This is a genomic window from Microcoleus sp. A003_D6 (genome assembly GCF_036702825.1).
Taxonomy (GTDB): Bacteria; Cyanobacteriota; Cyanobacteriia; order Cyanobacteriales; family Microcoleaceae; genus Microcoleus.
This window is the reverse complement of sequence record NZ_JAUBWA010000005.1, coordinates 74,991-88,070: the sequence shown is the minus strand read 5'-3', so window position 1 is coordinate 88,070 and position 13,080 is coordinate 74,991. Positions and strand designations below refer to the sequence as shown.

General features: G+C 48.0%; 7 protein-coding genes. 3 read left to right on the top strand and 4 right to left on the bottom strand.

What is annotated here, in order from left to right; translation table 11 throughout:
* A partial coding sequence (locus QUB70_RS03010) for a beta strand repeat-containing protein (protein WP_332978251.1) occupies window positions 1–3,120 on the bottom strand: 3,120 nt, incomplete at its 3' end.
* Window positions 3,121–3,201: 81 nt separating this feature from the next.
* Here QUB70_RS03010 and rnhA point away from each other — a divergent pair.
* Window positions 3,202–4,125 carry a ribonuclease HI gene (gene rnhA / locus QUB70_RS03005; protein ID WP_332978250.1) on the top strand — a complete coding sequence of 308 codons (924 nt, stop codon included), beginning with the start codon at window positions 3,202–3,204 and terminating at the stop codon, window positions 4,123–4,125.
* A 245-nt stretch (window positions 4,126–4,370) separates the two neighbouring features.
* Here rnhA and QUB70_RS03000 read toward each other — a convergent pair whose 3' ends face one another.
* Window positions 4,371–4,916: a protein-tyrosine phosphatase family protein gene (locus QUB70_RS03000; protein WP_332978249.1), complete on the bottom strand. Its 546-nt coding sequence runs from the start codon at window positions 4,914–4,916 to the stop codon at window positions 4,371–4,373.
* A gap of 57 nt (window positions 4,917–4,973) precedes the next feature.
* Here QUB70_RS03000 and QUB70_RS02995 point away from each other — a divergent pair, with 57 nt between their 5' ends.
* On the top strand, window positions 4,974–5,612 hold the full coding sequence (locus QUB70_RS02995) for a pentapeptide repeat-containing protein (RefSeq protein ID WP_332978248.1): 639 nt from the start codon (window positions 4,974–4,976) through the stop codon (window positions 5,610–5,612).
* Window positions 5,613–5,711: 99 nt separating this feature from the next.
* On the opposite strand, the gene QUB70_RS02990 is transcribed toward QUB70_RS02995, so the two are convergent.
* Window positions 5,712–6,731 carry a TIGR03032 family protein gene (locus QUB70_RS02990; protein ID WP_332978262.1) on the bottom strand — a complete coding sequence of 340 codons (1,020 nt, stop codon included), beginning with the start codon at window positions 6,729–6,731 and terminating at the stop codon, window positions 5,712–5,714.
* Window positions 6,732–7,185: 454 nt separating this feature from the next.
* Here QUB70_RS02990 and QUB70_RS02985 point away from each other — a divergent pair, with 454 nt between their 5' ends.
* Window positions 7,186–11,256, top strand: a complete 4,071-nt coding sequence (locus QUB70_RS02985) for an FG-GAP-like repeat-containing protein (protein ID WP_332978247.1) — start codon at window positions 7,186–7,188, stop codon at window positions 11,254–11,256.
* Window positions 11,257–11,559: 303 nt separating this feature from the next.
* Here QUB70_RS02985 and cruG read toward each other — a convergent pair whose 3' ends face one another.
* Window positions 11,560–12,771 carry a 2'-O-glycosyltransferase CruG gene (cruG, locus tag QUB70_RS02980; RefSeq protein WP_332978246.1) on the bottom strand — a complete coding sequence of 404 codons (1,212 nt, stop codon included), beginning with the start codon at window positions 12,769–12,771 and terminating at the stop codon, window positions 11,560–11,562.
* Window positions 12,772–13,080: the final 309 nt, after the last annotated feature.

Here is a 13,080-nt window from a genome sequence, read left to right as displayed (position 1 = left end):
ATTTGTAGTGACGATCGCACTATTGCCCTGAGTGTAAGAATTTATGAAAGATTGCCCCTGAGTAATAGTACCCGAAGCATTACTGGCGATCGCCCCAGCAGTCCCGTTAGCCGTCGCATCTCCCACCGCAAAAGCCGTCGGCGGATTGACATCGCCGCCGCCGTGGGCGATCGTAACTGTACCGGGTTGAGTGCCGCCAAGAGTCGAGATGCTAACAGGAGTGCCGTTTTGGTCAAAAGTATCCGTCACTTGAACTAAACCCGGAGTTGCGATCTCAACCCTACCGCCCGGAGCAATCACCGATGCAATGCTAATATCATTTTGAGCGCTAACATTTACTGTAGAACTGCGACCTCTTCCAAAAAGATTAACATTTATTTCCCCAGTTCTGATTTGCCCTCCAGCTAAAATTCCCACAACTTCCACAGCATTAATATTGCCAGTGCTGACATTTCCGCTGCTGCTAGTCAAATCAACTCCAAATCCCCGCAAATTACCCGCAGTCACGTTTTGCGCCGCTCTAAAATTGATATTTCCTACTGTCTCAATGTCAGCAACGATAACATTCCCCGAACTGCTGTTAACATCAACCGAACCTCCCCCCAAATTTCCGGCATTGACATCGCCAGATGCTGTCAAACTGACATTTGTAGCGGTAGCATTTGTAGTTTGAATACTTCCCGAATTACTATTGACAGAAACTTCCACTCCCTGCAAATTTCCTGAATTTACATTGCCAGAAGCTGTCAAATTCACATTTCCTGTTGACGAAGTATTGCCGATCGCAATATTTCCCCCATCGCTATTGACTGCAACTGCTCCCCCTTGCAAACTCCCTGTAGTTAAATCGCTGGATGCTCTCAAAGCAATAGTGCCAGTGCCAGCGTTAATCGATGCAACATTAATATTAGTTTGGGCATCCAGATTTACTGTGGGAATCTGATTAACTGGATTTGTGGCGACAGGATTAACAGTTATTATCCCTGTGTTGATTAGCTGTCGGGCTAAAATTCTGACATCTCCGGTAGTAGCGATCGCACCCGTATTAACACTCCCATTGCTGCTAGCACTTACAGTCGCAGCATTGAGATTGCCTACCGTTAAGCCCCTAGAAGCTGTCAAACTGATATTTTCAGTTGCTGCAATATTGACTGGGGCAGTATTGGGGACTATAAAATTCGGATCGCTCAAAACTCCCAATTCCCCGGAGTCACTGACAATATCAACTTTAGATCCCTGCAAATTCCCAAAATTCACATTACCAGAAGCTCTCAGATCGATCGCCCCAGAATTCCCAGTATCGATCGCACCCGTTACTATATTACCCCCTGTCGTATTCAGAGTAATATTGCCGTTGATATCAGCACGAGAAATGTCACTTGTCAAGATAATATTGTTGAGAGCTTGAATATCAATCGTCGATCCCGATATCAATCTGCCCCCAACTATCACAGCCCCTTCCCTGCTTTCGAGACTAATTTGACCGCCGTTAATATCTCTAGTTGCCACATTTCCCGCTGCCGACAAAATCACAGGCCCGCCAGCCGAAATATTTTCAACAGAAATCAGACTTCTGGGAAAAAGCTGCGCCAAAGGGAAAGCTGCATCCTCAGTAGAAATATTAAGCGGATTTGCCAAATTTGCCACTCCAGCGCGCAGAATTAAAGCCGGACTTCTGGTTAAAATAGCAATATCGGGATCGTCGGGATTCACATTTTCACCAGGCAATGCCAGATCGGGCCCGGTAATTGTAATATCCCCGCCAAAAATACTCCCCTTCGCCTCCACTTTCAGCGAAACACCCGTATAATCTCCCAACAAAACATCTCTTTCCGAACTGATAATCGGGTCAAATAAACTGACAAAATTGCCCGGCATTCCAGACAGATTCCGAACCGAAAAATTGCCCCCCGAAGCAAAGTGAGAATCCCCCGAAATAACGCCGTTGCTAACTAAACTCAAATTCCCGCCGCTTTGGAATTGCGCGGGAAGAGACAAGCCGCCGATCGCATTTTGAGTGAGAATGTCGATCGCGCGATCGCCCCGAATGTCTAAATTCCCCCCAGAGAGCGCCAAAAACGGATTCTGGGCGCTGTCCCTGACCCGCACCGCATCCCCGGCCTGCAAATTTAAATCCCCCGCAGTTTGCAGCCTAGTGCCCGCTAGCGTGAGATTTCCCGCAGCCCGTAAATTCGCACTTCCCGCATTCAATTGCGGAAACTCAGACACATTAGCAGCAATCGCCACATCCCCAGAATTCACCTGCAAACCAGAACCCACAAGCCGCACAGAACCGTCCCCAGCAACCGCAACACCCGCCGCCTGATTTTGCCCCGTACCTGTCAGCAACTGCGGCAAAGAAACAGGATTCAAAGTCTGTTGAGAATTCCCCAAATTCCCGCCCGTTGCTACTTCCAAACTCAACAAATGCCCCGGTTGACTGATGCGGAGAACATTATCTCCCCCAACAGCAGCCACAGTAATTTGCCCGCCAGGGGCCGACAACTGCCCCGTACTAACAACCGTACCGCCAAGCAAAGCCAAATTTTGCCCCGGAGTCACAGCTAAATTGCCAGCATTAACAATACTTCCCGGTACACCCGCACCAAAATAAAAAGCATTTGGCGTACCAACCAAGGTGCTAAAATTATTTGTACCCGCAGCATTAAACCAATTAGAACCAAAACCGACACCAGTAGCAGTAGTTGCAGTAAAAGCCGCCGGCACGTTCAAACTCGCGTTCGGGCCAAACACAATCCCCGCAGGATTAATTAGAAACAGATTAGAATTGCCGCCCGTCACAGTAATTAAACCGTTAATTAGCGAAGCGTCGCCAGAAATTCGACCTAATATATTTTGAATAGCCGAATTAGTCAAAAAATTAGCAATTTGACCTTCATTCAAGCCGAACTGGCTAAAACTGTGAAAAAGATTTGCCCCGTCTCCCGACAAACTGCCACCGTTGATATCGTAGCGGTTGCCGCTGCGGGTGACAGCAGTACCCGTACCGTCAGCAGCAGGCACTATTGGTTGTGCTTGCGCGAAAGTGTTAAAAATTAACAAAGAAAACGGACAAATAAATAGCGCGACCTTTTTAATCTTTAAGTGGGCATTTTTCATAGCAGCAAGTAAAACTATCTCAATTGCCTTAATTATGGCACTTGCAAACAACTTACCTCTAAATAACCAATTAATTCGCTCATGACAAGTCCCAAAATCAAAAGCCTCTACACAGACGGCGCTTGTTCCGGCAACCCGGGGCCCGGCGGCTGGGGTGCAGTAGTTTGCTTCGCCGACGGCAAGTGTCACGAACTTGGGGGTGCAGACCCCCAAACCACCAACAACCGCATGGAAATGCAGGCTGCGGTCGCTGCCCTCGAATTTTTTGCCCATTCCGGTCAAACCGAACCAGTCACCCTTTACACCGACAGCGAATACGTTAAAAACGGCATTACCAAATGGATTCAAGGCTGGAAAAATAAAGGCTGGAAAACCTCGACGGGCAAAGATGTCGTCAACCAAGACCTCTGGCACCTGCTAGACAAGCTGAATTCCCAGCAAGTCAAATGGGAACACGTCCGCGGCCACTCCGGCGACTTCTACAACGACAGGTGCGATGAAATCGCCCGCAAATTCTCTCACAATCTCACCCCCGAACTGCAACAGCAGGAACCAAAAGCAAACGGAACTAAGGCGGGCACTTTTGCCGGCGCGGGCGCGGGGACAGCGCCCCTTGGTTCGGAAAACACAATTGTTTTGGAAGAAACGGACGCAACGGGTAACAAAACGATAGAATCCTATGTCATAACTTCTGACCTTCTCATCTCCAATGCTGCCATGATGGATTCAACTGCCGATACCCTGGAGAACTTGCCCCGCGAGGTGAGGGTTCAGGAACTCCGAAACCTCATCGAAACCTTGCACATAGCCGACGAGGTTGCGACTAAAGGCTACTTGATTACCAGTTCTGAACTGGCTGATTTGATGGATGTAAATGCTAGCGCTGTCACCAGTCGCGGAGACAACTGGGTTTGGCGAAATTGGGTTGTTTCTCGCGTGCGGCGCGAAGGCAACCAAATTCTCTGGCAATTAGAGAGAATCGACCACGTTAGTACAACTGATTAGTTGTTAGTCATTAGTTGTTAGTCATTAGTTATTAGTCATTAGTCATTAGTCATTAGTCAGAAAGATTTTGTTGGTTCAAACTCACAAACAAGGAAAATTATCAAATTCTAAATTTTTCTTAATTTCTGACGAATGCCCTCAGCCTTTTGCCTTCGGCTATATCTAAGACTAATCCCCAGAACTTTGACCGTAGGGTGCGCAGTGCGCACCTTACCCATTTCAAGACATTAAAAATTGCTATAGTGCTATGTGTTATTTCTCGCAGCAAGGCGACAATCATCTAAGAGAGCATTAAGTTCTTTAACGACGAGCCAGGGGTTTCGACCTTTCAAACAAGCTGCGATCGCAGCTTCATAGGGATTTCTGCCAGTTTTTTTTACTGCTGCGATCGCCTGTTTGTCAGACAATCCCCGCCCGCTGACCAACCAAGCAGCCAAAACCTGCCCTGTACGTCCGATCCCCCCAGAACAGTGAACTACCACCCGTTCGCCTTTGCTATTTGCAGATGCCAAGAACGGCAATATGCGATCGATTAAAATATCGCGATCGACCAATTCAAAATCTGCAATCGGCGCCCAGCAAACTCGATCGCACCCAAAGATGTTCCGATACGTTCCCAGTAAATCAGTGTAGCGGATGAGTTGGGTCTGAGCAAGCAAGCAGCAAACTTGCTTGATATTATGCCCCTGCATAAATTCAATCCACCGAGCAACTTCTGCATCGCGGTATCCTGGTCTGGCTGCACCAAACACAATTAATTCATTCTTTGAAGCCGCAGCGAATTTGTGCATACTGTTTTCAATATTTTTACCTATAATTAAGAAAGACGCACAAACCCTGAATCAACAGTGAAAAACAAAAGCTCGATCGCCTTAATGAATTGGCTGCAACCCAAACCAGAAACCGTTTTGCTGTGCGACTCAATTGCAGCAGCTTCTGAGATGGCATTCATGCTCAACGGTGAATGGGATGGATGCAATAGTTTGGTGCTACCTAAATCCGACAAGGTAGCAATTGAAGCAGCCGCTAGTTTGCTGGAGACATCGTGGTGCTACCAAAATACTTGCGAACCAGTTTTAATTCGGCTCGAAGTTGACGAATTGCTGCGCCGTTATGCGATTGGAGACAGGTTTTTTATTAATGCTAACTTGCGATGCGCGCAGTTGAGCGAACTTTGCTTGGAAAACATTGATTTGAGTTATGCTAAATTGAATTTGGCTAACCTCAGCGGCACTAATTTAAGCAAAGCCAACTTAATGACCGCACAGATGCAATCCGCAAATTTGAGTGGCAGCAATTTGAGTAAATCGCAACTTGTGAGGGCGAATTTATCAGGAGCAAATTTATCTGATGCTAATCTCAAAGGTGCCGATATGAGTTATGCAGATTTAAGCAATACTTGTTTGATCGGTGCTGACTTAAGAGGTGCAAACTTAGCGAGAACAGACTTAAGAAAAACAAGCTTAGATGGGGCGATTTTTGAGTAATACCAAATCCCGCTTAAATACTTTCTTTTACACCCGTGGGTAAATCCTGTCAACATTATTTATCTGCGTTAATCCGCGTACATCCGCCACCATCTGCGGTTAAAGTTCCAAAGTAATTAACTGAGCAATTTCTTCAGTCTGAAAACCTACAGCCATAGGCTTTTGTACTTGAGGAATCACCTGCACATCATAGAGTTCCGTGACAATTCCTTCAAACCGCAACCAGTGAACGATCGCCCCCGTAGTCAAATCAATCACCATCATACCACAGCGAGGCTCAGCATCCTTTGTTACCAACAACTCATCCAATTCTAAGCCGCTAAAAGTGTTGTCGCCGCCTCTGGGTTTGGAGAGTCCAACAATGGCCCAATTTTGCCAAAATGCTAGTCCTCGGACATATCCCGGACAAAACGTAATTGCCTCAAATTTCCCTGTATCTAAATCCACATAACCAAATTCTCCCCGCCCCGAATTCAGTACCCACAATTTGTCTTGATACCAGCGGGGTGAGTGCGGCATTGACAATCCTGTGGCAATGATATCATTGGATTCAATATCAATAACTATACCGCCATTTTTTCGGCGATCGCGCCAGCCATCAACCACATCCGACTGACTCGACGCCGTGACATATTTCGCCTCCCCCGCTACCATTGCCAAACCGTTGAGGTGACAGCGGTCTTCATTTATATATTGTGAGATAAAAACTGGTTTCCATAAAGGTTTGCAACTGTGGCGATCGCTCAAAGTAGCGATACAATTAAACAAAGTGCTAATAAAAATGATTTGATTATTTTTATCGACTGCGATATCGTGAATGTCGATATCTCCTGTAGTATAACCGATTCTTGGTATATATAATTTATCGTATCCTTGGTATAATTTCCCGGATTCTAAGACATTATCTAATTGCCAGAGTTGATATTTTGAACTTAAATAAAGGCGTTCCGACGTGCAGTAAAGCCCCATTGCGCGATCGAATATTCGCCAAAATGCCGATATTCTGTTGGTTTCTGGCACAGCACCGATTAACATTAACCTGTTGGTTTGATAGGTAGTGCAAGCGAGGCTGATTTGTTGTTGAGTTAACCAAGATGGAAACTCGCGATCGCCAAAAATATCATGTTCTTGGGCTGTGTTGAAATTTGTGCGATCGTCATTATTCCTAGAATCTATAAAATCTTTATTCCCGTATGGGCGGGTTTTACCGACAATAATTGCCTAAAACGTACAATCTCGTAAACCCGCCCCCACGAACACGTCAAATCCCAATCTACCTCTTTAGATATACAAGGGGCGGGTTTTACCTACAATAATTGCCTAAAATCAATACTCTCATAAACTCGCCCCGACTTCGACTTTTTATAATTCTTTAAAATAACCCCATAAATATAAAGGTTTTGTAAAGAAGAAGCTCAACCACTGACAGTACACTCGAACCCTGCTAAATTTCTAGTAGTTAAAAATCTAGCGTGTCATCTGCCACCTGGTAGAATTACCGCCTCCTAACTCAAATCGGGCTACAGAGCCTTTGCAGCTCAACACCAACGCAATCTACTGGAACCAAAAGCAGATGACAACTCTAGTTAAAATTAATCCCAACAAACATTTTTTTCTTCCCTTGGTTGGTTGCACTAGCAACGCACAAAAAGAAATAGTTATCCTTGACCCCACAATACCCGAGTGCGATCGCATAATCCAAGGCATCAAACCAGATACGGCCACCTACATTCTCAAAAACAAGGTAAATGCGATCGAGCAAATCACCACAATCCTCGCTCAGCATCAAGGCATCGAAACCCTCCACATCATCACCCACGGTAGCCCCGGCAAGATTTACTTAGGCACGACAGAACTCAACAGCAACAACATCGAAAACTACAGCCAACAGTTGCAACAGTGGCGAAACGCCCTGACAGCCAACGCCAGCATCATCTTGTATGGCTGTAACATAGCAGCCGGGAAATCCGGGCAGCAATTCCTGACTCAACTCCACCAACTCACAGGCGCAAACATCGCCGCTAACTCCCAACCTACAGGTAATTGGGAACTTGGTGGCACCTGGGACATTCCGCAACTCATCCCCCCATCGAGCCAAAAGCCCAAACTTGCTCTGACAGAAACCACCCTCAAAACCTACAGCGGCGTGCTCAGCTTCGCCCCCAAGGTAGACTTCCCTACTGACACTGGCCCCGAATCCGTCAGCATCGGCGACATCAACGCCGACGGGAAACCAGACTTAGCAACGGCGAATTACGGCGGCAGCAGCGCCTCGATCTTCCTCAACACCACCCCCACCTTCGCCACCACCCCCACCTTCGCCACCAAAGTAGACTTCACAACTGGCACTAACCCCAGATCCGTCAGCATCGGCGACATCAACGGCGACGGGAAACCAGACTTAGCTGTGGCGAACTACAACAGCAACACCGCCTCGATCCTGCTCAATACTACCGCCACCAACGCCACTACCTCCACTTTTGCCCCCCAAGTTACCTTCGCTACTGGCAGTAGCCCCGAATCCATCAGCATCGGCGACATCAACGGCGATGGGAAACCAGACTTAGCTGTGGCGAACTGGAACAGCAAAACCGTCTCCATCCTGCTCAATACCACTGCCACCGGAGCCACCAGCCCCACTTTCGCCACCCAAGTCACCTTCGCTACTGGCGATCGTCCCGCTTCCACCAGCATCGGCGACTTCAACGGCGACGGGAAACCAGACTTAGCTGTGGGAAACGCCGACAACAACACTGCCTCCATCCTGCTCAACGCTACCGCCACGGGAGCCACCAGCCCCACTTTCGCCCCCCAAGTTACCTTCGCTACTGGCAGTAGCCCCAGATCCACCAGCATCGGCGACATCAACGGCGACGGGAAACCAGACTTAGCTGTGGCGAACAGGAACAGCAACACCGCCTCCATCCTGCTCAATACCACCGCCACCGGAGCCACTACCCCCACCTTCTCCCCCAAAGTTGACTTCGCTACTGGCAATGGCCCCGTCATCGTCAGCATCGGCGACATCAACGCCGACGGGAAACCAGACTTAGCTGTGGCGAACTTAGACAGCGTTGTGGGGAACTTAGACAACGAAACCGCCTCGCTCCTGCTCAATACTACCGCCACCAACGCCACCACCCCCACTTTTGCCACCAAAGTTGACTTCCCTACTGGTCTTGACCCCAGATCCGTCACCATCGGCGACATCAACGGCGACGGGAAACCAGACTTAGCTGTGGCGAACGGGAACAGCAGCACCGCCTCCATCCTGCTCAACACGACAACGCCAGTCACGCCAACACCAACGCCAGTAACTCCCACGCCAACGCCAGTAACTCCCACGCCAACGCCAGTAACGCCAACACCAACGCCAGTAACTCCCACACCAACGAATAAGAACAATCCCCCAGTTGTAAATCTTTCTGCCTTTTCGCAAAGTGGAGCACTAGGTTTTTCTCAAACTGGCAATGTGTTTACCTTGGCTGCAAACACCGATACTGACCCCGATCCGGGCGACAGCATTAATTATTCGATCGCCCTGGCAGATTTCAAGGCGTTGAAGGAGTCGGCGTTTACATGGAAAACCGATCTAAATCGCGGTTCCTATCGTCAGCCAGTAAATGGGTTAAGTTTTCCTGAGATTCCTCTCCCTTCATGGTTAACTTTCAATCCCGCAACTCGCAAAATTGAGCTCGGTGCGACTCGCCCGCAGAAATTTGACTACTGGATGAAGATCACAGGAACGGATTCGTCTGGTGCCAGTGTTAGCGAAATGATCCGGTTCAAAAGTTACGCTTTTGGCGGTTTTGTAATTGACGACTATATTGCCGGTGCGAATGTCTTCTTTGATGCTAACAAAAATGGCATCGCCGATCCGAACGAACCCAAAGGCACAACTGACGGTAACGGCGCATTTGATTTTGATATTACTTCGGACACTTTTGACACTAATAATAACGGCAAACTCGATCCCAGTGAAGGTAATTTAGCCGCTTTTGGCGGCACCGACATCGGTACGGGTTTACCTCTAGAAACTCCGCTCAAAGCGACACCCGATGCAGAAGTAATTACTTTACTGACTAGCATTGTAGCTGAATTAGCCGATCGCGGTTTAAGCGTCAATGAAGCCAATGCCAAAGTCACCAATGCTTTCGGTATTCCCAGCGATATCCCGATTAATTATGTCGATCCGATCGCCGCTACCCTAGAGCAACAACCGGGTGGTAAAGCGGTATTAACGGCGATGCTTGTAGCCCAAAACTCGATCACTCAAACAGCGGGATTAATTGAAGGTGCAAGTAATCTAACTATGGGTGATGCTGTCAAGGAAATAGTTAGCGTGATCGCCGATCGCATCCTCACCGGAGAAACGTTAGATTTCACCAAATCCGAAGAAGTGGCCGCTTTAATCGGCAAGGTGGGCGATGGGGTGAAAGCGATCGATCCTAATTTTAACGCCCAAGAGATATTAGTGGCGGCACCAGCATTAGCGCAGGTAATAGCAGCATCTAATCAACGTATTGTAGAGGCGATCGCGACTAATACCGATCTGACACAACTGCAAAAACAAGTAGCTGTCGTCCAAAAAGTTACTTTAGGTGCAACTACTGAAGACTTTAAAGCATTTGGTGCCGGTCAAAAAACCCTCGATTCTCTAGTTGCAGAAAACACGGGTGCGGCGTTAGATGAACAAATTTTGACTGGTGGTAATAACCCTGTAACTCCAACACCAACACCTGTAGTCACAACGCCAACACCCGTAGTCACAACGCCAATACCCGTAGTCACAACACCAACACCTGTAGTCACAACACCAACACCAGTCACAACGCCAACACCAGTCACAACTCCTATACCAGTCACAACTCCTACACCAGTCACAACTCCTACACCAACACCGACACCGACACCGACACCGACACCGACACCGGAAGTACAAATAGCAATTGCTACGCCAAAACCATCGGTATCAAGTAACGTGCGATCGGGTTTACCAGAAAACACCCGATTAGGAGATGTTTACCTGCTAACAGATGGCAACGATACCAGCTTCCCAGCAGCAGCATTAGGCTTAAGCGTATTTGCCCTTGCCGGCAACGATTCTTTGAGGGGATTAGACTTCCCAAACACCTATTTTGGGAATCAAGGAGAAGATACTTTACTAGGTGAAGGAGGTAACGACGAACTATTTGGCGGCAAAGGTTCAGATTCGATCGCGGGTGGTATTGGCAATGATTTTCTTAGTGGCAATAATGATAACGATATCCTGCTAGGTGGTGATGGCGATGATACCCTGCGCGGTGGCAAGCAAGATGATATCTTATCAGGCGGTGCGGGTAACGATCTCCTGAATGGCGATTCCGGTTTGGATATCCTCACAGGTGGCGCAGGGAATGATATCTTTGTATTGCAAGATACGGCTACGGAACTATCTCAAGCCGATCTGATTACTGACTTCACTTCGGACGATAAAATCAAGTTAATTGATGTCGCTTTCAGTCAACTAACTTTTGAGTCAGTTAGTGTGGTTTTAGATGGTGCAAGTGCTGTATTATCAACGGCGATCAAATCTGGGAATGACTACTTGGGAGTGGTTTATAATCTGAATCCAACGGCTCTTAATAGTAGCTCTTTCTTGTAAGATTGGTGGGTAGTTCATATAGCCACAGCGGTTGGTGACTGCATTCGAGCCATCAGGACACGGCACTGCCGTGTCCCTACAATTAATTGGGCGATGGTTACATCATTCGATTGGGTTCATGATTATTTTGGGGTAGGGAAACGGCATTGCCGTGTCCCGAGTTGACTACAATTAATTGGGCGATGGTTACATCCGCTAATTTCCGGTTGATTTAGGAAATCAAGAAAAGTACGATCGCCCATTCGATCCAAAAGAGCGATCGCACTTCTACCAATTTTAAAAGGTGTAGCCAAAATTTAAGGATTATTCATACTTCCTGCCGCGCCACTGAGTAGGCTGATTTAAAGCAGAAATTAGAATTCGCAAAAACGCCAGCGGATCGGCTAAAGGTGACAGCCAAAACAGCCATTTACCCGATGCCCCAGTTGTATCGTAGGAAGGTGCGATCGCCAAACACAAAGCCGATCGCACTGCAACCAAAAATACATTCAATCCCCACAGCCAAAAGTGCGGAAATACGCCAACAGCAGGCAGCGAACCAAACAGCAAATAGCACAACACAATCGGTACCGGCAAACCTTGAACCGCCAGCAACAGCCACAAATCGCCCCAAATTTGAGCGCCCGAAGCAGCATCTTTCAAATCCAGCGATCGCCCCCATTCGTTCCAAGTCTCGATCGCCCCCTCATACATCCGCACCTTCAACACTTTTGCCCCATCCAAAAAGCCCACCTTAAAGCCCTTAGCAGCCGCATAGCGAGCCAGAGTCACATCATCGCAAAAAGAACCTTTTGCGACTTCATAGCCCCCTAAAGCCACCAAAACCTCGCGCTTACAGAGGAAACACTGACCGTTCGCCATCACCCGTTCCGGCACATCCCCGCCAGTCCCCGTCGGCCCGAACCGATAAACCAAAGTCATTAACAAAGCAGGTTGCAGCCACAACTCCCCCGGATACTTGAGGATAAACTGCGGCGACAGCGAAATCAAATCGTAATTTCCAGCTTTCGCCGTTTTGAGTAAACTTGCAATCAAACCCGGATGCGGCACAGTATCCGCATCTATCCCCAAAATCCACTCGCACTTCTCGGAACTTGCCAAAAAACCCGCATTCAGCGCCCAGGGACGCCCTACCCAACCCGCCGGCAGCGGATCGTCGTTAATCAACCGAAACCGGGGGTCTTTTTGTGCGGCGGCTTTGACTAAATCTCCGGTTCCGTCTACCGAATAGCTGTCAACTACGATCGCCTCTCGGAGTTCGTAACTTTGGCGGCTTAATCCTTCCAAACAAGGCGAAATGCGATCGGCTTCGTTCAAAGTCGGTACTACCGCAGTACAAGAACCTAACAAATCCAGCGTCGGCGCATCGGGTTCCAGGGGCGGGATGCGCGATGGGCCTTTAATCAAACGCGACATAAGAAGGGCTGCGGCGGGCAATTGCAGCAGCAAAAGTGCGACAGGGATGATAGTTGTCAGCGGTTGGGAGAACAGGTGAGGGGCGATCGGGAAAACCATACTATTGAAGAATTGAAGAATTGGGAATGACTTACTGGATATGGGTCAATACGCTTGGGTTAAAACTATTTATTCCTCGGAGATCCCCCTAAATCCCCCTTAAGAAGGGGGACTTTGAGAATATTTCTTGTCCCCCCCTTGGGAAGGGGGGTTAGGGGGGATCGAGCTTAACCCAAGCGTATATCGACGAGAAAACCATACTATTGAAGAATTGAATAATTGGGAATGACTGACTGGATATGGGTCAATACGCTTGGGTTAAAACTATTTATTCCTCGGAGATCCCCCTAAATCCCCCTTAAGAAGGGG